The sequence below is a fragment of the Candidatus Omnitrophota bacterium genome (assembly GCA_028716165.1).
In the GTDB taxonomy this organism is placed as follows: Bacteria; Omnitrophota; Gorgyraeia; order JABMRG01; family JABMRG01; genus JAQUQI01.
Window position 1 is genome coordinate 15980 of the sequence record JAQUQI010000006.1, and the last position, 20153, is coordinate 36132.

Here is a 20153-nt window from a genome sequence, read left to right on the forward strand (position 1 = left end):
AGAGATGAAAACAGACCAGAAGATCCGCATAAGATTAAGGGCTTATGACCACAGGATATTGGACCAGGCGACGGCTGATATTACGGAGACCGCCAAACGCACGGGTGCTAAGGTAATAGGCCCGATACCTCTTCCGACGAGAAGAGAGGATTACACTGTATTGAGGGGCCCGCATATTGATAAAAAGTCCAGGGACCAGTATCAGATCAAAACGCATAAGCGTTTGATAGATATATATGAGCCTACTGCCAAGACTATTGACGCGTTAAAGAAATTGGACCTTGCCGCCGGCGTTGATGTTGAAATAAAATAGGCCTCTTAGCTGATAAAATGCCCGTGTAAAACCAATACCTCTTGGAGTACACAGATCATAACGGCGTATTAGTTTTGGCTTGGCTAAAAAGTATTATAGAAAACAAATAGGATTATTAAATGATTAACGGTATATTAGGCAAAAAACTGGGTATGACACAGATTTACGGCAAAGGCGGAGAGTTTTTGCCTGTAACCGTGGTCCAGGCAGGGCCATGCGTTGTTTTACAGGTCAAGTCTTATGAAAAAGACGGTTATAAAGCCGTTCAGTTAGGTTTTGATGAAAAGAAGCAGTCCCGTACCAACAAACCTCTTATGGGAAGATTTAAAAAGGCGAATGTTCCAGCGATGTCGTTTATCAAGGAGGTAACTGCTGATACCGTTGAAGGCATAAAACCGGCCGATAAATTCACGGTAGACATATTTACGCCGGGCGAATATGTGGATGTTATAGGTACTTCAATAGGCAAAGGTTTCCAGGGCGGTATCAAAAGATGGAACCAGTCGCGAGGGCCGATGTCGCACGGTTCTATGTCCCATAGAGCTCCGGGCTCTGTAGGGCCGACGGAGCCGCCTCGTACCATCAAGGGCCTGCGTATGCCAAGCCATATGGGCAATAAGAGGTGCACGGTCCAGGGGCTTGAGGTGATTGAGCTTGATAAAGAAAATAATCTGCTTTTGCTTAAAGGCGCCGTACCAGGGCCTGCGAATAATTATCTTATTATTAACAAGTCTACGAGGAAGAAGAAGAAAGTCAAACCCGCAGCAGCGCCTGCTGCTAAGAAGATCAATCCTCTGAAACAAAGCAAGAAGATGATGAAGAAATAGGTGATAAATGGCTAATATTGATGTGATTGATAAAAACAATAAAAAAACGGGTGTTTTGGAGTTGAATGAAAAAATATTCAATTCCAGGGTCAATGCTTTTATGCTTCAGCAGGCTGTGAACATGTATCTTGCCAATCAGCGCAAATCCTTTGCCAAGGTCAAAGACAGAAGCGAGGTCAGAGGCGGAGGCAAAAAGCCATGGAAGCAGAAGGGGACCGGCAGGGCGCGTGTGGGAAGTATCCGTTCGCCCTTGTGGAGGCACGGAGGCGTTGTGTTTGGACCCATACCCAAGGATTGGCATTATCAGGTTCCGAAAAAAGTCAAAAGCAGGGCTTTGATATCGTCATTAAGCGCTAAATTCAAAAGCGGTAATATGATTGTAATTGACAAGCTTGATACGGCAACACATAAAACCAAGCAGATGGCTGATATATTGAAAAACTTAAAAATCGCCTCCGAAAAAATACTGCTCATTGCTTCACAGCCGCATGTAAACCTGCTTCGCTCCGGCAGGAACATAAGAAATCTGAACATAGCCAGGGTTGAGGATATAAACGCTTACGATGTCCTGGTAAGCGGAAAGCTTTTATTTGAGGAATCAGCAGTCGGCAAAATAGAGAAACGTTTAAGCGCGCATAGCTCGCCGGATAGGCCTAAACGCGGCGCGGGGAAAAAGGTGGCATAAAATGTATGATAGCCCGTATGACATCATAAAGAGCCTGTTGAGGACCGAGAAGGGGACAAAGCTCGTATCAGAGAATAAATATATTTTTTGGGTCGCGAAAAAGGCCAATAAGATACAGATTAAAAAAGCTGTTGAGGGTGTGTATAAAGTAGGCGTTGTTTCCGTTAATACGTCTAATGTTAAACCAAAACCCAAAAAAGTCCGTTTTAAGCTGGGAAAAACTTCTCCATGGAAAAAAGCGGTAGTTACGCTTAAAAAAGGCAATACCATAGAGATGGCTTCAAGCTGACAGGAAGCTTTTGTTTTTAAGCGGGGCATTTTCCCTCTTGCTGGTGATTATAAAATTTTAGATGCCGTTTGAGGCCTCAAGGCCCTAAAACGGAATATAAGGTGCAAACGTTCTTATTTAAGGAAAAAAATCAATGGCGCTAATTAAAAAGAAACCAACGACATTTACTCAAAGATTTACAACGGTCTCTTCATTTGAGGAGCTGACATCAGACAGGCCTTATAAGCCTTTGACGATTGCTTTGAAAAGCAAAGGCGGAAGAAACTGCATGGGAAGGGTTACGATGCGGTACAGGGGCGGCGGGCATAAAAGGCGCCTTCGTATAATTGATTTTAAAAGAGATAAACACGATATGCAGGCGCAGGTATTGACCGTGGAATATGACCCGAACCGTTCCGCCAGGATTGCCCTGGTGCAATACGAAGACGGTGAAAAACGTTATATCATATGCCCGGCAGGCCTTGAGAAGGGGGCAGTATTGGTGTCAGGGGATTCGGCTGACATACATATCGGTAATTGCACCACGCTAAGGAGGATACCGCCGGGAACCCCTATCCACAATATTGAAATGTCAAAAGGCGCAGGCGCCCAGATAGTTCGCAGTGCCGGTTCTTGCGCGCAGATCATGGCCAAGGACGACAACTATGCGCATGTCAAACTGCCTTCAGGAGAAATACGGCTTATAGACATAAATTGTTATGCCACGATAGGCCAGATAAGCAATATTGAACATGGCAGCATCTCGCTTGGAAAGGCGGGCAGGAGCAGATGGCTGGGCAGAAGGCCCAGGGTCAGAGGGGTCGCGATGAACCCGATAGACCATCCGCTCGGCGGCGGTGAAGGCAAATCTTCAGGCGGCAGGCATCCGTCAACTCCATGGGGTAAGCCCACAAAAGGATATAAGACAAGAAAGAAGAAAAAGAGCTCAAATAAATTTATTATTAAAAGGGCATCTAAAAAGGAGTAAAAAAATTGGGCAGATCGCTTAAAAAAGGTCCGTACGCGGATGAAAAACTCGTAAAGAAGGTTGAAAAGCTCAAGAGGAGCGGTGACAGGAAACCCATAAAAACCTGGTCTCGCAGATCAACCATACTGCCGGAATTCGTGGGAGTGACTTTCTCCATACATAACGGTAAGAATTTTGTGTCGGTTTTTATAACAGAAAATATGGTCGGGCATAAACTCGGCGAATTCGCGCATACCAGATTGTTCAGAAAACACGGCGCGCATACCGATAAGACGGCCTCGCTTACATAAGGGACATAAAATGATATCAAAGGCTGTTTTGAAATATTCAAGAGTATCTCCAAGAAAGGCAAGGTTGTTGTTGAGGCTTATAAAAGGCAAAAGCGTGCAGTATGCCTTAGGATTGCTTGGCTCCGTTAATAATAGCATTGCTCCTTTAGTATTAAGGCTTTTGAAATCAGCCTGTGCTAATGCCGGAAGATTCCCTGATATAGATGAGAGTCAATTATTCGTGTCTAATGTATATGCCAACGGCGGGCCCTTGTTAAAGCGCTATAGGGCGGAGGCCATGGGCCGCGCTAGCGTTTTGCGAAAACCCACCGCCCATATAACCATAGAGCTGGATATCAAGGCAGTCCCGTCTAAGGCTGTGATGCCGGCGGATAAAAACAAAAAAAGCGCAGGCAAGGTTCTAAGAAAGCGCAGGCCTGGCAAGGAAAACGTAAAACAGGCGGCAGACCCGAAAAAGAAGGCCAGAGTTTAATATAGATTATTAATGTGTTGAGTTCATTTGCCGGCATGAAACAACATATCGGCTAATGCGTAAAATTCGCATACAAATTTGAGGAGTATAACGTGGGCCATAAATCACACCCTTACGGTTTAAGAGTAGGCATCGTAAACAACTGGAAATCCAGGTGGTTTGCCAAGAGGAAAGACTACCCGTCAATGCTTTTGGAGGACCATAAGATAAAAGAATACATAAAGAAGACTTTCCAGACGGCTGCCGTATCCAGGATTGAAATTGAACGCGCTAGCGAGAGGGTCAGGGTTATAATATTCAGTGCCAGGCCCGGTATCATTATAGGGCGCAAAGGCGCTGATATAGACAGGCTAAAAGAAGAATTAAACAAGATCACCGGCAAAGAGATTTTTATAGACATCAAGGAAATTAAAAATCCGTATTTGGAATCCCAGCTTGTTGCCGAGAATATCGCATTCCAGCTGGAAAAAAGAATCGCTTTTAAAAGGGCCATGAAAAAGGCCATTCAGCAGGCAATGGAGGGCGGCGCCAAGGGTATCAGGATGCAGTGCGCCGGGCGATTAGGCGGCGCTGAAATAGCAAGGACGGAGGGCTATAGACGCGGCAGTATACCTTTGCAGACATTCAGGGCCAATATTGATTACGGTTTTTATGAGGCCCATACAGCATATGGTAGTATAGGCGTTAAGGTCTGGATATACAAAGACGAAGCGAAGCAGAGTTCAAGAGATAAAAAGGAGGCGGATTTAGATGGCCTTGATGCCAAAAAGAGTTAAATATCGTAAAGCCCAAAGGGGCCGGCGTTGCGGAATTGCAAGTTCAGGTAATGAAATAAATTTCGGTGAATTTGGACTGAAGGCGCTTGAAAACGCATGGCTTACAAATACCCAGATAGAGGCCGCGCGAGTTGCCCTTAGCAGGCATACCAACAGGGGTGGCAAGGTTTGGATCAGGATATTTCCCGACAAACCCGTGACAAAGAAGCCGGCAGAAACCAGAATGGGCAAGGGTAAAGGTATGCCCGAGAGCTGGGTTGCCGTTGTCAAAAGAGGAAGGGTGCTTATGGAGATTGAGGGGCTTCCGGAGGATATGGCCCGTGATGCTATGAGGCTCTCTGCCAGTAAGCTGCCTTTTAGAACCAAGTTTGTTTCAAGGAGACATATTTAATGAAGCCCAGTGATTTAAGAGCTTTGACAAAGGACGAGTTGAACCTTAAGATGTCGTCTTTCAAAGAAGAACTTTCAGGCCTGCTTTTTCAGCAAAAGACGGGCACTATAGAGAAACCGGCCAGGATATCGCAAATCAAAAGAGACATCGCGAGGATAAAGACTATATTAAAGGAAAACAGCTATGCAAAATAATGCCGAGAAAGCCAAGGTCCGCAGGATGTTTGACGGCACCGTTACAAGTGACAAGATGGACAAGACGATAGTTGTAAGCGTGATGAGTTTTTCCCGTCATCCGAAATACAAAAAGACCATGAAGCGATATGTGAAGTTTAAGGTTCATGATGAAGGAAACGAGGCGAAGGAGGGCGATAGGGTAAGGATTGTTGAGACAAGGCCGCTCTCCAGGGATAAGAGGTGGCGCCTGGTTGAAATATTGGAGAAGAATATACAATGATACATATGAGAACGATACTGGATGTGGCCGATAATACGGGCGCCAGAAAGGCTTCCTGCATTAAAGTAATAGGCAGGTCAGGCAAGAGATACGCTTATATCGGTGATATTATTACATGTAACATAAAAGAGTCAACCCCCGACGCTGTGGTTAAAAAAGGGGAGGTTGTAAAGGCGGTCGTAGTCAGGACGTGCAATCCGATACGCCGCAAGGACGGTTCAAGGTTAAAGTTTGACCGTAATGCCTGCGTGATCATTGACACAACCGGCAACCCCAGAGGGACCAGGATATTCGGGCCTGTCGCGCGCGAACTTAGAGACAAAGAGTTCATGAAGATAGTTTCACTTGCTCCGGAGGTTATTTAGCAGGTTTTTTTAAAAAATCTAATTATAAGGCAAAAAATGAAAATTAAAAAAAATGATATCGTAAAAGTCCTGGCAGGCAAGGACAGGGGTAAGCAAGGAAAGGTATTGAAGATATTTCCTTCAAAAAACAAGGCCATTGTTGAGGGCATAAACTATGTTTCTAAGCATGCCAGAAAGACCCAGGACAACCCGAAGGGCGGTATTGTGCACAGGGAAGGCCTTATAGACATATCAAAACTTTCCATTGTGTGCGCCAGATGCGGCAAACCGTCGCGCGCGGGCTTTAATGTCCTGCCTGATAAATCCAAGGTTAGGATTTGCAGGGCGTGCCGGGAAATTATTTAAAACTTTGTAGCGTGGTTTTTTAAACGCCGGCAATCGTCAAGGTTTAAAAACATTAACTTATAGGAATGATTATGGAAAAGAAACAACGCAGCAGAGCGAGATTACAGGAAAAATATGAAAATGAGATTATCCCGGAGATGATGGAAAAATTTTCATATAAAAATACATTACAGGTTCCCCGCATAAAAAAAGTGACCGTTAATATGGGGATAGGTTTAGCCGCGCATGATGACAAGATAGCCGAAGACGCGCAAAAAGAACTTGCCCAGCTTACCGGCCAAAAACCGATAATTACCAAATCAAAAAAAGCCATATCCAATTTTAAAACAAGGATAGGCTCTCCTGTAGGGTGTTGTGTCACGTTGCGCAGGGTGAGGATGTATGAGTTCCTTGACAAGCTTATCAATATCGCTTTACCCAGGATAAAGGATTTCAGAGGCGTATCGTTTAAATCGTTTGATAAACAAGGCAATTATTCCCTCGGCCTGCGAGAACATACCATATTTCCGGAACTTGAAATAGACAAAGTGACCAAGGTCAAAGGTATGACGGTAACAATAACAATGACGCCCTCAAAGGCGACAGAGTCTTACGAGGTTCTTAAAAGGCTGGGGATGCCGTTCGCGCAAAAATAGCATCACAATAGCCCGGCTGTTTGGCAAGGGGCAGGTGAAAAATTTCCTGCCGGCAGGCAGGAAATTTTCGGGCGCATAAGAACAGGAGTAAAAATTGGCAAAAAAAGCTCTAATAGAAAAACAAAAAAGAAAGCCCAAGTTTAGCGTGCGTTTTTATAACAGATGCATGTTATGCGGCAGGCCGCGCGGTTTCATAAGAAGATTTAAACTTTGCAGGATATGCTTTAGGGAATTGGCTTCACGCGGAGAGATTCCGGGAGTAACAAAGGCCAGCTGGTAATAATTACGGCGCGCGTCCGGCGTTATTTTGTTCACGCTAAGGATAGCGGCCGAAGAGCGCAATTAAGGAGCGGATAATGTCACAGACAGACACGATAGCTGATTTCATCACATGCATAAGGAACGCGTCTTCCGCCAGGAAAGAGAGCCTTGAATGCCCTCTTTCCGGTATGCGTAAATCCATATGCGAGATACTGAAAAGAGAGGGTTTTATACGTGATTATCGCGTTATTAAGGATGAGCGGCAGGGGATGCTGAAGCTTTATTTAAAATACGCAAAGGATAAAAATAAGACCCCGGCGATCACTAGCCTGGAAAAAATATCCAAACCCGGACTGCGTATGTATAAAAAAATGAAAGATATAACGCATGTCTTGGGCGGCCGGGGCATAGCCATATTATCAACATCAAAGGGAATATTAACCGATTCCGAGTGCAGAGAGTTAAAAATCGGCGGAGAGCCGCTCTGCAATATCTGGTAACCGCGCCTCATAAAGGTGTGATACTTTATAATCGCAAAAAGGATAAGATATGTCACGAATAGGAAAAAGGCCTGTTAAAGTGCCTAACGGAGTAAAGGTAAACATAAACCAGAGGGTTATCGCGCTTGAAGGCCCCAAAGGTAAATTGTCGCTTAATCTGCCTGATGGGATAAATGCTGCCCATACCGGGGATGAAATACTGCTGAACAGGGTATCAGATATAAAAATTCATAAAATGAATCATGGCTTAGCCAGGTCGCTTACAAATAATATGGTTAAAGGCGTTACCGAGGGCTTTTCCAAAGAGCTTGAAATACAGGGCGTGGGATTCAAGGCCCAGGTGAGCGGTAAAAAGCTTACCCTAAACCTTGGATTTGCGCATCCAATTGAATACGATGCGCCCACAGGCGTTGATATACAGTCGCCCAAACCCACGCAAATAATTATAAAGGGCATTGATAAGCAGCTTATCGGTGAAGTGGCGGCCCAGATCAGAGCTTTTTATAAACCGGAGCCTTATAAAGGCAAAGGTATAAGGTATGTGGGCGAGTATGTCAGGAAAAAGGCAGGAAAGACAGTTGCCTAAAAAGGGTCTTGTTCTATCATAACGCATAAGGGATGATGCAAAATGCAAAGAAAACGTGTTTTACAAAGCCATCTAAGGCATGAACGGCTAAGAAAAAAGATAATTGGAACTGCGCAAAAGCCAAGGCTGTGTGTATACAGGTCTTTAAAAAACCTTTCTGCCCAGCTCGTTAATGATACTGAATCAAAGACAATAATGTCTTTATCCACGTATGATAAAGACGTGAAATCAGGTGTCAAATATGGAGGCAATGTTCCGGCGGCCGAGAATCTCGGTAAGCTTTTTGCCCAGCAGGCTTCCAAAAAGGGGATAAAGCAAGTTGTCTTTGACAGGGGAGGCAGGAAGTATCATGGCAGGGTCAAGGCCTTCGCGGAATCATGCCGTAAAAACGGATTAGATTTTTAACCCCGGCAGATTTTAGCCGTGGACACATTGTTATTGTATATTGTTTAAGGATGATATCAGGGTCCATGTGGACTTAATGTTTTAAATACCGTTCGTATCTGGGAGGACAAAGATTTTGGCTGACAAAAAGATATCTAAAACCACGAAGCAACCCATGCCCAAAGAAAGGGCAAAGGATGATTTGAAAAAGACGATTTCAAAAGACTCGGATATTGCCGGCAGTATGCAATTTGTTGATGAGATGTTTGAAAAAGTGCTCTCTATCAATAGGACATCCAAGGTAACGAAGGGCGGCAAAAAGATAGGGTTCAGCGCGCTTGTAGTTGTCGGAGACAGAAAGGGAATGGTAGGTTTTGGATTTGGTAAGGCCAATGAAGTTTCTGACGCGATAAAAAAAGGCCTCAATGACGCCAAAAAGTCCATGTTCAGTATCGCGCTGAAGGGGTCTACCATACCTCATGAAGTTATAGGTGTTTATGGCGCGGCAAGGGTGCTGCTTAAGCCCGCCGGAGAAGGAACAGGCGTAATCGCGGGAGGCGCTACAAGAGCTATGTGCGATGCCGCCGGTATTAAGGATATATTGACCAAATGTCTGGGATCAAACAACCCTTTTAATATTGTAAAAGCGACGGCGTGCGGCTTTAGGGAGTTGACAGTGAAACCAAAAGGCCAGGTTGTTTCTTAAAAATGTTAATTCAAAATAAAAGAAGAGTAAAAAATGACAATCATTGATTATTTAAGGGTGCCGAAAGGCGCGGTCAAAAAGAAAAAAAGAAAAGGCAGAGGGCAGGGTTCAGGCCACGGCAAGACAGCATGCAGGGGGCACAAAGGCCAGTCGGCCAGAGGTAACACAAAAAAATACAAGGGCATGGAAGGCGGACAAATGCCGCTTATCAGAAGAGTGCCGAAGAGAGGTTTTACGAATAAATACAGGCGCTGTTATCAGATTGTGCAGGTTGAGCGATTGAGTGTCTTTTCTGACAAGGATATTATCAACCCAGCCCTTCTGAAGAGCAGGCGTATGATAAAGGACGCGGCGGGCTTGGTGAAAATACTGGGTTTGGGCAAATTAAAAAAACAGATAGATGTTCATGCCCACGCCTTTAGCCGTTCGGCGAAAGCGGCTATTGAGTCTGCGGGAGGCAAGACGGTTTTGCTGGTTAAACCTTCTCCGATAAAGCGCAGGTCATCAAATACTAAAAAACAAGATCAATCAATTCGCGGATTATAGAACCGGGGTTTATTATGCTGGCGGCTCTTAGCAATATATTCAAGATACCTGACCTTAGGAAAAAGATATTACTGACTTCAGCCCTGATCGCGGTTTATAGGATAGGCGGTTATATACCTACCCCGGGCATAGACGGTTCGGCCTTATCGCAGTTCTTTGAAAACATTGCCAGGACATCAGGCGGGACGTTGTTTGGCATTATGGATCTTTTTAGCGGAGGCGCTATATCAAAACTCACCATATTCGCTTTGGGTATCATGCCCTATATATCGTCTTCAATCATAATGCAGCTGCTTACCACGGTTATACCTTCATTTGAGAAACTTGCCAAGGAAGGCGGCGAAGAGGGCAGAAAACGCATAACCCAGTATACGAGATACGGGACTATTGTCCTGGCCGTGGTCCAGTCGTTCTTTATCAGCCTGTGGGTGGAAAATCCGGCTAATTTTCAAGGAATGCAAATAGTGCAGTTTCCCGGATGGGGTTTCAGATTTCTTACCATATTGACCTTTGCCAGCGGCACTGCTTTTATTATGTGGCTTGGAGAGCAGATATCTGAATACGGAATAGGCAACGGTATGTCAATCCTTATAACCGCCGGCATAATTTCCCGATTGCCTGTTGCGATACACCAGCTTGTCATGCTTTTATCGCCGTCATCAACTTCGCAGACGCAGATAAGCGTATTTAAACTTTTATTTATGCTTGTCTTGTTGATAGCCGTTATAGCGGCCGTTATAATAATAACGCAGGGCCAGAGGCGGATACCTGTTCAATACGCCAAACGCATAATAGGCAGAAAGATATACGGGGGCCAAAATACGTATATACCGTTTAGGGTAAACCATGCCGGAGTCATACCGATTATTTTCGCGCAGTCTCTTTTAATGTTTCCTGCTACTATTGCGGGATTTATACCGAACGCTGCTTTTCAAAACGCGGCGAATTTTTTAGTAAGGCAGAATGTTATTTATAGTATTTTATATTCCTTATTAATTGTTTTTTTCTGTTACTTTTACACGGCAATTACATTTAACCCCGTTGAGGTGTCGGATAATATGAAAAAATACGGAGGTTTTATTCCCGGTATCAGGCCTGGAAAACCGACAGCCCAGTATTTTGAGCACATATTAAACAGGGTCACACTGCCCGGAGCGGTTTTCCTGGCAGTTATAGCTATCTTGCCTGACCTGATAAGCAAGGCGCTTCACATACCGTATCTGGTGGCGAGTTTCTTCGGAGGCACAGCTATACTTATTACTGTCGGCGTTATGCTTGATACCATGAAACAGGTGGAATCACAGCTTTTAATGAGGCATTACGAAGGGTTCTTGAAAAAAGGCAAAATGAGGAGCAGGCGTTGAGAATAGTATTGTTGGGCCCGCCGGGCGCCGGTAAAGGCACTCAAGCTAAGGTCCTGTCAGGTAAATTGAATCTTGTCCATATTTCAACCGGAGATATATTCAGGCAGGCAAAGAAGAGCAGCAGCGAGCTCGGCAAACAGCTTTCCGATTATATGAATAGAGGCGTTCTTGTGCCTGACGATATCGTAAATCAGGTTATGATAGAGCGCCTGAAACAAGAAGACGTGAAAAAGTCGGGTTTCATACTTGACGGGTATCCGCGCACGGAAAACCAGGCCAGGGTGCTTGACGCGGCCCTTGATCGCATAGGTATGAACCTTGATATGGTGATCTATATGAAGACCACCAAAGACATTATACTGACCAGGCTTACCGGCAGAAGGGTATGCAGGAAGTGCGGGAGTATATTTCACGTGACTAATATCCCGCCTAAAACTGACGGCAAGTGCGATTATTGCGCAGGCGAACTTTATCAAAGGGATGATGACAAGGAAGAGACTGTCCTCAAGAGGCTTGAGGTATATGAACAGCAGACGCAGGAATTGATTGGATACTACAGCAAGCGTGCCATATTGAAAACCGTTTCAGGCGATCTTGACGTAAGACAGCTTTATGATGTGCTTTATGAGCTCTTTGGCAGTGAAGGTTTGTTATGATTGAATTGAAATCCCCAAGTCAGCTTGAAGGCATAAAAAATGCTTCAAGGTTGTTGGTAGACGTGCTGACAGGGCTTAAGAAAATGGTTGTCCCGGGCATAATTACCGAACAGCTGGATAACTGGGCCAGAAAGAAGATACTGGATTCGGGAGCTGATTGCGCGTTCTTAGGATATAAAGGATTTCCAAAGACTATATGTACTTCAGTTAACGAGCAGATCGTTCACGGTATACCCGGAAAGAGGATCCTTAAAAACGGCGACATAATCAGTATTGATGTCGGTGTGAGGTTAGATGGTTATTTCTCTGACGCTGCTGTGACAGTAGCGGTAGGAAATATCGCTAATATGGCCGCGCGCCTTATAGAGGTTACGAGAAAGGCGCTCCTGGATGCGATAGGCTATGCTGTCTGCGGAGGCAGGTTATCTGATATTTCCTGCGCCGTTGAACGTTGCGCTGTTGACAACGGGTTGAATGTGGTAAGGGAATTTGTGGGCCATGGTATCGGATTAAACTTGCACGAGGACCCGCCTGTGCCCAATTTTGGCAGAAGTGGCGCCGGAGTCAGGTTAAAAGAGGGTATGGTGCTTGCCATAGAGCCTATGATTAATGCCGGAGGCCCGGGGGTTGAGATCCTGGATGACGGCTGGACCGCTGTTACCCAGGACGGAAGCCTAAGCGCCCATTTTGAACATACGGTGGCGATTACAAAAAACGGCCCTGAAGTATTTACGGAAGGGATTGAATGAAAGAAGAGGCTATAGAGGTTGAAGGTACGATAATAGAGGCATTGCCGAATGCCAGGTTCAGGGTTGAGCTTGAAAATGGGCATAAGGTCCTGGCCCATGTTTCAGGCAAGATGAGAATGTATTTTATCAGGATACTGCCTGGCGATAAGGTCAAGCTTGAACTTTCACCCTATGACCTGGCCAGGGGCAGGATTATTTACAGGGAGAAGTGACACTATGAAGGTTAGGTCATCTGTCAAGAAAATATGTTCCGAATGCAAGATAATAAAAAGGAATAATGTGGTCAGGGTGATTTGTAAAAATCCCAAGCATAAACAAAGGCAGGGTTAGATTGGGCGGTTTTCGCCCTTCAATGCGGATGTATATGAAGGAGTAAAGAGATGCCGAGAATCTGTGGTGTGGATGTACCAAAAGAGAAGAGGATTGAGATTTCGTTGACTTATATTTATGGCATAGGCAGGACGCTTTCCAACAAGGTTTTGAAGACGGTGCAGATAGACCCTAATACGCGCGCCAAGGATTTGACCGAGGAAGAAATTGCCAAGATAACATCGGCTATTAATAAGAGCTATATGGTTGAAGGCGATTTAAGAAGAGACGCGGCCGCCAACATAAAGCGCAACATGGACATAGGCACTTATCGCGGACAGAGGCATAAAAAAAGCCTGCCGGTCAGAGGGCAAAGGTCCAGGACTAATGCGCGGACGCGTAAGGGCCCGAGGCGCACTGTAGGCGTGACGAGAAAACAAACATAGGAGAAATGAAAGTGGCAAAAAAACCTAAGGCGAAAAAAAAGGTTAAACGCAATGTTCCGCACGGCCTTGCTTATATACTGGCGACATTTAACAATACTATAGTGACCATAACTGATTTGCAGGGTAATACATTGTGCTGGGCAACGAGCGGCGGAAGCGGTTTCAAGGGTTCCAAAAAATCAACGCCTTTTGCCGCCCAGATAGCTGCCGATAAAGCCGCAAAGAAGGCCCGCGACTTCGGCATGCAAAAAATAGATGTTTTTGTCAAGGGCCCGGGCGCCGGCAGGGAATCCACAATCAGGGCTATACAGGCGGCCGGTCTACAGGTAAATTCCATAACGGATACAACGCCCATACCTCATAACGGTTGCAGGCCGCCCAAGAGAAGAAGGGTATAACAGAATTAGTGATTTGTTTTTTTATCTGACGCCGTAAGGCATTATCCGGCGGCATGCGTGTCTGGAAAATATTGATACCCATAAAATCAAGGAGTAGTTAATGGCAAGAAATACGGGAGCAATGTGCAGGTTGTGCAGGAGAGAAGGCGTAAAGCTTTTCTTGAAAGGCCCGCGCTGCGTGAGTGAAAAATGTTCTTTTAATAAAAGGGGCTATAACCCCGGGCAACACGGCCGCAACAGAAGGGGTAAGATATCGGATTATGGCTTACAGCTAAGGGAAAAGCAAAAGGTTAAGCGCATATACGGAATACTTGAAAGGCAATTCAGATGTTATTTCAAAAAGTCCGAGAGGCAAAAGGGCGTTACCGGAGAACTCCTCTTGCAAAACCTGGAGATACGGCTTGATAACGTGGTTTTTCGCGCGTGCTTGGCATCTTCTCGCGCTCAAGCAAGGCAAATGGTAAAACATAATTCCATACACGTTAACGGCGAAGTCGTAAACATCCCTTCGTTTCAGGTGAAGAAAGGCGATGTTATCAGCCTGAAGGTCCAGCCTGAAGGCGCCAAGAAGGCCGAGGAAAACCTTAAACTGAATAAGGACAGGGGCGTGCCGGGGTGGCTGGTTCTCAATGACGCACAATTTTCCGCCACAGTTAAAGAGCTTCCTTCAAGAGACGATATAGGTTTCCCCGTGCAGGAACAGCTTATCGTTGAGCTTTATTCTAAATAAGAAATACCAAAAAATACGCATATTAAACAAGAGGAGCGGATAATATGGGAATAGCCTGGAGAAATTTTGAGATGCCCAAACTTTTAAAGGCAAACGACAATACCCTTACCGATACATATGGCGAATTCATAGCCGAACCTTTTGAGAGAGGTTATGGCACCACGCTTGGCAACAGCCTAAGAAGGGTTCTGCTCTCATCCATTGAAGGAACTGCTGTTACAAATATCAAGATTAACGGTATCGCTCACGAGTTTGGTTCTATACCCGGCGTTGTAGAGGATGTTACGCAGATAATTTTGAATATTAAAAGCCTTGTTCTTAGAAGCCATACTTCTGTTCCGAAGCCGTTGTTTATAAAGGTGCACCGCAAGGGGGCTGTGACAGCCAAAGATATTATATCGGATGAAACCATAGACATTATAAATCCGGGCCTGCATATAGCAACCCTTAACAAGGATGCCAAGCTGGATATTGAGATGGAGGTAGGAAAGGGGCGCGGTTATGTGCTTGCCGAAGGTAATAAAAAAGAAGACCAGGCGATAGGCGTAATCGCGATAGATTCACTATTTAGCCCCGTTACCAAGGTCAATTTCCTTGTTGAAGACACCAGGGTCGGGCAGGTAACTGATTATGACAAGCTTACGCTTAAGATCTGGACAAACGGGGCTGTCACACCCAAAGAGGCTTTGCTATATGCCTCCAATGTCCTGCAAAGGCACCTTGATATATTTGTTAATTTTGGAAAACTGCCTGAAGATCTGGAGATTGTTGATGAACCGCAGGAAGATGCCGAGTTGATAGAAAAACTGAAAATGCCTGTTTCCGAATTGGAGCTTTCCGTCAGAAGCGCGAACTGCCTTGAGAAGGCAAAACTCAAGACCATTGGAGATGTTGTGTCAAAAACCGAAAGTGAAATGCTCAAGTACAGGAATTTCGGTAAAAAATCTCTTACGGAGATAGTCGGCGTATTGGAAAGTATGGGTTTTTCACTCGGGATGAAGGTAAAGAAGAAATAAAATTGGAGAAAGACATAGAGTATGAGACATGCTAAACTGAACAAGAGATTAGGCAGGAACTATTCGCAGAGAAGACAGCTGATAAGGTCTTTGGTAAGAGGGCTGTTTATATCCCATAGCATTAAAACAACGCTTATAAAAGCGAAACAGGCGCGCAGGCTGGCCGACAAGATTATCAGCTACGCTAAATCCGCGACCCTAAAGGATATCAGGGCTATAGATGCCATTCTTCAGGATAAAGCGCTTACGCGCAAGCTTGTCAGTGTATTGGCACCGCTGTCTAAGAATAGAAGCGGTGGATATACAAGGATTATCAGGCTCGGATTTAGAAGAGGCGACGGCGCGCAAACAGCTGTCCTGGAACTTACTGACATCCCGGAACAAAAGAAAAAGGAAAAGAAGCTTAAGGATAAGAAGGCGGCGCAGGCGGCTGTTGAATCTCCGGCAGAGCCTGTAGAGGGCGCGGTTAAGCAATCCGATGGACGTAAAACTGCGCAATCCAAGCCAAGCGGTAAGGATGAAATTACTCCCAAGCCCGCAAGGCAGGACGGTAAGCCTTCTCCGGCAAAAAAGCCCAAACTCGCCAAGGACATAGAAAAGAAAAACCAGCCCAGGCAAGGCAAGGGTATAATAGGCAAGTTCAAGAGGTTTTTTGATAAATAATAGGCGGGTTGTTTTTCATAAACGGTTCTTGAACGCGGACTATTGCGCTTAAGGGCCGTTATTGATATCATACCGGATATAGTATAAGATCCGTATCTGTTGGCATGGAGAAATAATGTCTTTATCAAAAAGAATCAGCCAGATACAGCCTTCCGCTACTTTGGGTATAACGTCAAAGGCCCGGGCCATGGCCAAGCAGGGTATTGATGTCATAAGTTTTGGAGCCGGAGAACCGGACTTTGATACCCCTGATTATATTAAACAGGCCGGCCTTGACGCTATAAAGGCGGGTAAGACCAAATATACCCAGAGCGCCGGAACGCTTGAACTGCGCCAGGCGATATGCGATAAGCTTTCCTCAATTGATAAGATTGATTATACCCCAAAAGATATAATAGTATCCAACGGCGCCAAACATTCATTGTATAATATATTCCAGGCGATATGCGATAAGGGTGATGAGGTAATAACCGTAGCGCCCTATTGGGTCAGTTATGTTGAAATGATTAGGCTTGCCGAAGCAATCCCTGTTATACTAAGGCCGGCCGAAGGCGAAGGTTTCAAGATAACCGCTGAAAGTCTTGCGGGCGCGATTACTTCAAAAACAAAAGCAGTCATTATTAATTCCCCTTCTAACCCGTCAGGATGTTTATATACCCGCGATGAACTCTACGATATTGTTTGTCTTTTAAAAGGCAAAGGTATCAGGGTTATTAGTGATGAAATTTATAACAGGCTTGTTTATGACGGGCTTAAAGCCGTTTCCTGCGCCTCACTGGGCAGGGAGGGCAAGGATATGACTGTTATAGTTAACGGTGTATCAAAAACCTATGCCATGACAGGATGGAGAATAGGTTATATCGCTTCAAATGACACATCCCTTACAAGCGCCATCGCTAATCTCCAGGATCATTCAAGTTCCAATCCGTGTTCAATAAGCCAGGAAGCGGCCCTGGCGGCCATAAGTTCAGATGAAAGTTCTGTCAGCATGATGAGAGACGAGTTTAAAAAGAGGCGGGATTATATGGTAAAAAGGATTAAGGCAATGAAATCCGTTTCATGCCTTGAGCCTAAAGGGGCTTTTTATTGTTTTGTTAATGTTTCAGTTATCGGTCATGACACATTAAAGATAGCCGACAGGCTGCTTGAAGATGCCAGGGTGGCTGTTGTCCCCGGTGAGGGTTTCGGCTGTCCCGGATACATAAGATTAAGTTTCGCAACCAGCATGAAGCTTATTAAAGAGGGGCTGGACAGGATAGAAAAATGGCTCAAACAATAGCGGAAAAGATTTTAAGCTCCCATGCCGGCAAGGTTTTGAAAGCCGGGGATTACGCGCTTTGCAAAATTGATTTTTGCCTCGGCCAGGACGGAACAAGCGGGCTTATTATAGACGCGATATCCAGGATGGGGGTAAAAAAACTTGCGGGTAAATCAAAATTCTGCATGGTTATTGACCATAGCGCGCCGTCGCCTAATATAGGGGTGTCGGCGATACACATGAAAATGAGGAATTTCGCCAAGGGCAATAAACTGAAAATCTACGATATCGGTTGCGGAGTTTGCCATCAAGTCGTCCTGGAATCAGGCAATGTGCTGCCCGGTAATCTTGTAGTGGGGGCTGATTCCCATACGTGCACTTACGGAGCGCTCGGCGCCTTGTCAACAGGGTTTGGTTCTACCGATCTTGCCATCAGTCTTGCAAGCGGCAGGAATTGGTTTAAAGTCCCTGACACGCTCAAGATCGTTGTTGACGGAAAACTCAAAAAAGGCGTTTACTCAAAAGACCTTATACTGCATATAATAGGCGACCTTACCGCCGACGGCGCTACGTATGACGCGGTTGAATTTTATGGCCCCGCTATAAGCGCTCTTTCAATGGATGCTCGTTTTACCATAACGAATATGGCTGTTGAGATGGGGGCGAAATTCGGCATAATCGCACCGGATAAAAAAACCCTGGCATGGCTTGGCCGGTGGGCGAAAAGATCATTTAAGACTGTCTTTGCCGATAAAGCCGCGCGGTATAAGGCGGAGAGGCATTATGACGCGTCAAAGATAACCGCTATGGCCGCTCAACCTCATGCTGTTGATAATGTTGCCAAGATCTCCGAGATTGCTGGCAAACGCATTGACGAGGCGTTTATCGGTACCTGCACGAATGGAAGGATTGAAGACCTCAAGATAGCGGCCTCTTTTCTCAAAGGCAAAAAGGTCCACCCTGACGTAAGGCTTATTGTCGCGCCTTCATCAAGAAACGTTTTTTTGCGCGCTATGCGCGACGGTATTATCAAGGTATTTGTCCAGGCAGGGGCGAATGTCGTTACACCGGGCTGCGGGCCCTGCGTGGGAACGCATAACGGCGTGCCTTCGGATAATGAGGTTGTTTTATCAACTGCCAACAGGAATTTTAAAGGCAGAATGGGCAATCCGAACGCTTTTATTTATTTGGCCTCCCCGGCTACGGTGGCCGCGTCTGCCATAAAAGGAAAAATAACCGACCCAAGGAGATGATAGGTTGAAGCTGACAGGTTCTGTCCATAGGTTTGAGGACTCTATCAATACGGATTATATAATATCCGGACGCTATAAATTCAGGATACAGGATCCGCATGAATTGGCAAAGCATCTTTTGGAAGACCTGAAGCCTGAATTTTATAAAACAATAAAACAAGGTGATTTTATCGTTGCCGGGGCCAATTTCGGATGCGGTTCTTCAAGGGAACAGGCCCCGATAGCCATAAAGTATTCCGGCATATCGGCTGTCATAGCAAAATCCTTCGCCAGGATTTTTTTTAGAAACGCGATAAATCTCGGATTGATACTCATTGAGTGTGATACGAGCGGCTTCAGGCAGTCCGATACCCTGCAGGTAGATACCGCGCAGGGGCATGTTGTTAATGTCAGCACCGGGCAGAAGGTCAAGATCACCCCTTTGCCGGATTTCATGACAAAGATAATTGAAGACGGCGGTATAGTTGAACATTTTAAGAAGCACGGAGACTTCAAGTTTTAGCCCGATGGAAAGCAAAAAACGCAGTAAGATAACAGTTATCGGCGCCGGTAATGTCGGCGCGGCATCCGCTATGAGGATACTTGAAGCCGGCTTGGGCGACATTGTCCTGCTTGATATCGCCGGCGGTATCGCCAAGGGTAAAGCCGAAGACCTTATGGACGCGGCGTCTCTTATCGGGCACGGTTGCAAGATAACAGGGACATCGGATTATAGCCAGACCAAAGACAGCGATATCGTTGTCGTTTGCGCGGGCCTGGCAAGAAAACCCGGTATGACCAGGGAGGAACTGCTCAATAAAAACGCGTGTATCGTCAAAGATATTACGCGTAATTTCATGAAATTCAATCACCGCCCGGTAGTAATAGTCGTTACAAACCCGCTTGACGTTATCTCCTATGTTGTTTATAAAGAAAGCGGTTTAAGCGGTAAGAGAGTTGTCGGCATGGCCGGCTGCCTTGATTCGTCAAGAATGAATCTGATCTCGTCAAGGTTCTTAGAGGCCCCGCTTGACAGTTTTGATGCTGTTGTGATGGGGACCCATGGAGAGACTATGGTTTGCCTGACTGGTAGCAGTAAGGCAGGCAAAGAGCCTTTGGCCCGGCGTGCCCCGAAAGATGCTATTGACAGGATAGTTGAAAAAACAAAATCGCGAGGCGCGGAAATAGTGTCATACCTGGGTACCGGAAGCGCTTTTTTTGCCCCCTCGGCAGGAGTCTTTAGAATGGTAAAGGCCATTCTTGAAGACAGCCGGGAGACGATGCCCTGCTCCTGCCTGTTAAACGGGGAATACGGAGTAAGCGGCATATTCCTTGGCGTTCCTGTCGTATTAGGAAAAGAGGGTATTATGAATATCGTTCAAATGTCATTGAGCGATGATGAAAAAAGGCTTTTGAACGCCGCTTCAAATTCCATCTCCAGCCAAATAGCTCAATTGAATATATAATACTGTTTTTTCCTTCAAAGACCGCTTGCGCGCCGGGTAATGATACATTAACAATAACCGTAAAAAGAGATT

The 20153-nt window shown here is 45.5% G+C and carries 33 protein-coding genes and 1 pseudogene; all 34 read left to right on the plus strand.

Going from position 1 to position 20153, the window contains the following annotated elements:
• The first annotated feature begins 4 nt into the window (after positions 1 to 4).
• The 34 genes and pseudogenes from rpsJ to PHV77_04220 all read left to right on the plus strand — a co-directional run bounded on the left by rpsJ (position 5) and on the right by PHV77_04220 (position 20081).
• A complete protein-coding gene (gene rpsJ / locus PHV77_04055; protein MDD5504471.1) occupies positions 5 to 313 on the plus strand; it encodes a 30S ribosomal protein S10 in 309 nt (102 codons plus the stop codon).
• 119 nt (positions 314 to 432) lie between these two features.
• Positions 433 to 1140, plus strand: coding sequence for a 50S ribosomal protein L3 (gene rplC, locus PHV77_04060; protein MDD5504472.1), 708 nt, complete (start codon positions 433 to 435; stop codon positions 1138 to 1140).
• A gap of 7 nt (positions 1141 to 1147) precedes the next feature.
• On the plus strand, positions 1148 to 1825 hold the full coding sequence (gene rplD / locus PHV77_04065; protein MDD5504473.1) for a 50S ribosomal protein L4: 678 nt from the start codon (positions 1148 to 1150) through the stop codon (positions 1823 to 1825).
• 1 nt (position 1826) lies between these two features.
• A complete protein-coding gene (gene rplW / locus PHV77_04070) occupies positions 1827 to 2114 on the plus strand; it encodes a 50S ribosomal protein L23 (GenBank protein MDD5504474.1) in 288 nt (95 codons plus the stop codon).
• A gap of 133 nt (positions 2115 to 2247) precedes the next feature.
• Positions 2248 to 3081, plus strand: coding sequence for a 50S ribosomal protein L2 (rplB, locus tag PHV77_04075; protein ID MDD5504475.1), 834 nt, complete (start codon positions 2248 to 2250; stop codon positions 3079 to 3081).
• Between the two features lie 5 nt (positions 3082 to 3086).
• A complete protein-coding gene (gene rpsS / locus PHV77_04080) occupies positions 3087 to 3371 on the plus strand; it encodes a 30S ribosomal protein S19 (protein ID MDD5504476.1) in 285 nt (94 codons plus the stop codon).
• 10 nt (positions 3372 to 3381) lie between these two features.
• Positions 3382 to 3843 carry a 50S ribosomal protein L22 gene (gene rplV, locus PHV77_04085; protein ID MDD5504477.1) on the plus strand — a complete coding sequence of 154 codons (462 nt, stop codon included), beginning with the start codon at positions 3382 to 3384 and terminating at the stop codon, positions 3841 to 3843.
• Between the two features lie 92 nt (positions 3844 to 3935).
• The gene (gene rpsC / locus PHV77_04090) at positions 3936 to 4619 is read left to right on the plus strand and encodes a 30S ribosomal protein S3 (protein MDD5504478.1); all 684 of its coding nucleotides are present in this window, start codon (positions 3936 to 3938) and stop codon (positions 4617 to 4619) included.
• The gene (gene rplP / locus PHV77_04095) at positions 4594 to 5010 is read left to right on the plus strand and encodes a 50S ribosomal protein L16 (protein ID MDD5504479.1); all 417 of its coding nucleotides are present in this window, start codon (positions 4594 to 4596) and stop codon (positions 5008 to 5010) included. Before rpsC ends, rplP begins: the two co-directional genes overlap by 26 nt.
• Positions 5010 to 5204: a 50S ribosomal protein L29 gene (gene rpmC, locus PHV77_04100; GenBank protein ID MDD5504480.1), complete on the plus strand. Its 195-nt coding sequence runs from the start codon at positions 5010 to 5012 to the stop codon at positions 5202 to 5204. Before rplP ends, rpmC begins: the two co-directional genes overlap by 1 nt.
• Positions 5194 to 5466 (plus strand): 30S ribosomal protein S17, encoded by a 273-nt coding sequence (gene rpsQ, locus PHV77_04105; protein MDD5504481.1) that lies wholly within the window; start codon positions 5194 to 5196, stop codon positions 5464 to 5466. Before rpmC ends, rpsQ begins: the two co-directional genes overlap by 11 nt.
• Complete coding sequence (gene rplN / locus PHV77_04110) at positions 5463 to 5831, plus strand: 50S ribosomal protein L14 (GenBank protein MDD5504482.1); 369 nt, start codon at positions 5463 to 5465, stop codon at positions 5829 to 5831. The genes rpsQ and rplN overlap by 4 nt, the downstream gene beginning before the upstream one ends.
• 36 nt (positions 5832 to 5867) lie before the next feature.
• Positions 5868 to 6176 (plus strand): 50S ribosomal protein L24, encoded by a 309-nt coding sequence (gene rplX / locus PHV77_04115; GenBank protein ID MDD5504483.1) that lies wholly within the window; start codon positions 5868 to 5870, stop codon positions 6174 to 6176.
• Positions 6177 to 6247: 71 nt separating this feature from the next.
• The gene (gene rplE, locus PHV77_04120; GenBank protein ID MDD5504484.1) at positions 6248 to 6811 is read left to right on the plus strand and encodes a 50S ribosomal protein L5; all 564 of its coding nucleotides are present in this window, start codon (positions 6248 to 6250) and stop codon (positions 6809 to 6811) included.
• Positions 6812 to 6905: 94 nt separating this feature from the next.
• Positions 6906 to 7091, plus strand: a complete 186-nt coding sequence (locus PHV77_04125; protein ID MDD5504485.1) for a type Z 30S ribosomal protein S14 — start codon at positions 6906 to 6908, stop codon at positions 7089 to 7091.
• Between the two features lie 76 nt (positions 7092 to 7167).
• On the plus strand, positions 7168 to 7572 hold the full coding sequence (gene rpsH / locus PHV77_04130; GenBank protein MDD5504486.1) for a 30S ribosomal protein S8: 405 nt from the start codon (positions 7168 to 7170) through the stop codon (positions 7570 to 7572).
• A gap of 49 nt (positions 7573 to 7621) precedes the next feature.
• Positions 7622 to 8158 carry a 50S ribosomal protein L6 gene (gene rplF, locus PHV77_04135; protein MDD5504487.1) on the plus strand — a complete coding sequence of 179 codons (537 nt, stop codon included), beginning with the start codon at positions 7622 to 7624 and terminating at the stop codon, positions 8156 to 8158.
• Positions 8159 to 8200: 42 nt separating this feature from the next.
• Positions 8201 to 8563, plus strand: coding sequence for a 50S ribosomal protein L18 (gene rplR / locus PHV77_04140; protein MDD5504488.1), 363 nt, complete (start codon positions 8201 to 8203; stop codon positions 8561 to 8563).
• A gap of 223 nt (positions 8564 to 8786) precedes the next feature.
• Positions 8787 to 9248, plus strand: coding sequence for a 30S ribosomal protein S5 (rpsE, locus tag PHV77_04145; protein MDD5504489.1), 462 nt, complete (start codon positions 8787 to 8789; stop codon positions 9246 to 9248).
• A 33-nt stretch (positions 9249 to 9281) separates the two neighbouring features.
• A pseudogene (gene rplO, locus PHV77_04150) lies at positions 9282 to 9722 on the plus strand (50S ribosomal protein L15).
• 86 nt (positions 9723 to 9808) lie between these two features.
• Positions 9809 to 11158, plus strand: a complete 1350-nt coding sequence (gene secY, locus PHV77_04155) for a preprotein translocase subunit SecY (protein MDD5504490.1) — start codon at positions 9809 to 9811, stop codon at positions 11156 to 11158.
• Positions 11155 to 11814: an adenylate kinase gene (locus tag PHV77_04160; protein MDD5504491.1), complete on the plus strand. Its 660-nt coding sequence runs from the start codon at positions 11155 to 11157 to the stop codon at positions 11812 to 11814. Before secY ends, PHV77_04160 begins: the two co-directional genes overlap by 4 nt.
• On the plus strand, positions 11811 to 12563 hold the full coding sequence (gene map / locus PHV77_04165) for a type I methionyl aminopeptidase (GenBank protein ID MDD5504492.1): 753 nt from the start codon (positions 11811 to 11813) through the stop codon (positions 12561 to 12563). The genes PHV77_04160 and map overlap by 4 nt, the downstream gene beginning before the upstream one ends.
• A complete protein-coding gene (gene infA / locus PHV77_04170) occupies positions 12560 to 12775 on the plus strand; it encodes a translation initiation factor IF-1 (protein ID MDD5504493.1) in 216 nt (71 codons plus the stop codon). The genes map and infA overlap by 4 nt, the downstream gene beginning before the upstream one ends.
• 4 nt (positions 12776 to 12779) lie before the next feature.
• Complete coding sequence (gene rpmJ / locus PHV77_04175) at positions 12780 to 12893, plus strand: 50S ribosomal protein L36 (protein MDD5504494.1); 114 nt, start codon at positions 12780 to 12782, stop codon at positions 12891 to 12893.
• A gap of 50 nt (positions 12894 to 12943) precedes the next feature.
• Positions 12944 to 13318, plus strand: coding sequence for a 30S ribosomal protein S13 (gene rpsM, locus PHV77_04180; GenBank protein MDD5504495.1), 375 nt, complete (start codon positions 12944 to 12946; stop codon positions 13316 to 13318).
• Positions 13319 to 13323: 5 nt separating this feature from the next.
• A complete protein-coding gene (rpsK, locus tag PHV77_04185; protein MDD5504496.1) occupies positions 13324 to 13716 on the plus strand; it encodes a 30S ribosomal protein S11 in 393 nt (130 codons plus the stop codon).
• Between the two features lie 100 nt (positions 13717 to 13816).
• Positions 13817 to 14446, plus strand: coding sequence for a 30S ribosomal protein S4 (gene rpsD / locus PHV77_04190; GenBank protein ID MDD5504497.1), 630 nt, complete (start codon positions 13817 to 13819; stop codon positions 14444 to 14446).
• A gap of 44 nt (positions 14447 to 14490) precedes the next feature.
• Positions 14491 to 15462 (plus strand): DNA-directed RNA polymerase subunit alpha, encoded by a 972-nt coding sequence (locus PHV77_04195; protein MDD5504498.1) that lies wholly within the window; start codon positions 14491 to 14493, stop codon positions 15460 to 15462.
• A 21-nt stretch (positions 15463 to 15483) separates the two neighbouring features.
• Positions 15484 to 16125, plus strand: a complete 642-nt coding sequence (rplQ, locus tag PHV77_04200) for a 50S ribosomal protein L17 (GenBank protein ID MDD5504499.1) — start codon at positions 15484 to 15486, stop codon at positions 16123 to 16125.
• A gap of 115 nt (positions 16126 to 16240) precedes the next feature.
• Entirely contained in the window at positions 16241 to 17404 is a 1164-nt protein-coding gene (locus tag PHV77_04205) for a pyridoxal phosphate-dependent aminotransferase (GenBank protein ID MDD5504500.1), read from the plus strand.
• Positions 17389 to 18636 (plus strand): 3-isopropylmalate dehydratase large subunit, encoded by a 1248-nt coding sequence (locus tag PHV77_04210; protein ID MDD5504501.1) that lies wholly within the window; start codon positions 17389 to 17391, stop codon positions 18634 to 18636. Before PHV77_04205 ends, PHV77_04210 begins: the two co-directional genes overlap by 16 nt.
• A gap of 4 nt (positions 18637 to 18640) precedes the next feature.
• Entirely contained in the window at positions 18641 to 19138 is a 498-nt protein-coding gene (locus PHV77_04215; protein ID MDD5504502.1) for a 3-isopropylmalate dehydratase small subunit, read from the plus strand.
• Positions 19101 to 20081: a malate dehydrogenase gene (locus tag PHV77_04220; GenBank protein MDD5504503.1), complete on the plus strand. Its 981-nt coding sequence runs from the start codon at positions 19101 to 19103 to the stop codon at positions 20079 to 20081. The genes PHV77_04215 and PHV77_04220 overlap by 38 nt, the downstream gene beginning before the upstream one ends.
• The last annotated feature ends 72 nt before the right edge of the window (positions 20082 to 20153 follow it).

Bases quoted from the DNA above. Each gene is read 5' to 3' on its own strand.
- rpsJ (MDD5504471.1), top strand. From the start codon at position 5: ATGAAAACAGACCAGAAGATCCGCATAAGATTAAGGGCTTATGACCAC.
- rplC (MDD5504472.1), top strand. From the start codon at position 433: ATGATTAACGGTATATTAGGCAAAAAACTGGGTATGACACAGATTTAC.
- rplD (MDD5504473.1), top strand. From the start codon at position 1,148: ATGGCTAATATTGATGTGATTGATAAAAACAATAAAAAAACGGGTGTT.
- rplW (MDD5504474.1), top strand. From the start codon at position 1,827: ATGTATGATAGCCCGTATGACATCATAAAGAGCCTGTTGAGGACCGAG.
- rplB (MDD5504475.1), top strand. From the start codon at position 2,248: ATGGCGCTAATTAAAAAGAAACCAACGACATTTACTCAAAGATTTACA.
- rplV (MDD5504477.1), top strand. From the start codon at position 3,382: ATGATATCAAAGGCTGTTTTGAAATATTCAAGAGTATCTCCAAGAAAG.
- rplP (MDD5504479.1), top strand. From the start codon at position 4,594: ATGGCCTTGATGCCAAAAAGAGTTAAATATCGTAAAGCCCAAAGGGGC.
- rpmC (MDD5504480.1), top strand. From the start codon at position 5,010: ATGAAGCCCAGTGATTTAAGAGCTTTGACAAAGGACGAGTTGAACCTT.
- rpsQ (MDD5504481.1), top strand. From the start codon at position 5,194: ATGCAAAATAATGCCGAGAAAGCCAAGGTCCGCAGGATGTTTGACGGC.
- rplN (MDD5504482.1), top strand. From the start codon at position 5,463: ATGATACATATGAGAACGATACTGGATGTGGCCGATAATACGGGCGCC.
- rplX (MDD5504483.1), top strand. From the start codon at position 5,868: ATGAAAATTAAAAAAAATGATATCGTAAAAGTCCTGGCAGGCAAGGAC.
- rplE (MDD5504484.1), top strand. From the start codon at position 6,248: ATGGAAAAGAAACAACGCAGCAGAGCGAGATTACAGGAAAAATATGAA.
- rpsH (MDD5504486.1), top strand. From the start codon at position 7,168: ATGTCACAGACAGACACGATAGCTGATTTCATCACATGCATAAGGAAC.
- rplF (MDD5504487.1), top strand. From the start codon at position 7,622: ATGTCACGAATAGGAAAAAGGCCTGTTAAAGTGCCTAACGGAGTAAAG.
- rplR (MDD5504488.1), top strand. From the start codon at position 8,201: ATGCAAAGAAAACGTGTTTTACAAAGCCATCTAAGGCATGAACGGCTA.
- rpsE (MDD5504489.1), top strand. From the start codon at position 8,787: ATGCAATTTGTTGATGAGATGTTTGAAAAAGTGCTCTCTATCAATAGG.
- secY (MDD5504490.1), top strand. From the start codon at position 9,809: ATGCTGGCGGCTCTTAGCAATATATTCAAGATACCTGACCTTAGGAAA.
- map (MDD5504492.1), top strand. From the start codon at position 11,811: ATGATTGAATTGAAATCCCCAAGTCAGCTTGAAGGCATAAAAAATGCT.
- infA (MDD5504493.1), top strand. From the start codon at position 12,560: ATGAAAGAAGAGGCTATAGAGGTTGAAGGTACGATAATAGAGGCATTG.
- rpmJ (MDD5504494.1), top strand. From the start codon at position 12,780: ATGAAGGTTAGGTCATCTGTCAAGAAAATATGTTCCGAATGCAAGATA.
- rpsM (MDD5504495.1), top strand. From the start codon at position 12,944: ATGCCGAGAATCTGTGGTGTGGATGTACCAAAAGAGAAGAGGATTGAG.
- rpsK (MDD5504496.1), top strand. From the start codon at position 13,324: ATGAAAGTGGCAAAAAAACCTAAGGCGAAAAAAAAGGTTAAACGCAAT.
- rpsD (MDD5504497.1), top strand. From the start codon at position 13,817: ATGGCAAGAAATACGGGAGCAATGTGCAGGTTGTGCAGGAGAGAAGGC.
- PHV77_04195 (MDD5504498.1), top strand. From the start codon at position 14,491: ATGGGAATAGCCTGGAGAAATTTTGAGATGCCCAAACTTTTAAAGGCA.
- rplQ (MDD5504499.1), top strand. From the start codon at position 15,484: ATGAGACATGCTAAACTGAACAAGAGATTAGGCAGGAACTATTCGCAG.
- PHV77_04205 (MDD5504500.1), top strand. From the start codon at position 16,241: ATGTCTTTATCAAAAAGAATCAGCCAGATACAGCCTTCCGCTACTTTG.
- PHV77_04210 (MDD5504501.1), top strand. From the start codon at position 17,389: ATGGCTCAAACAATAGCGGAAAAGATTTTAAGCTCCCATGCCGGCAAG.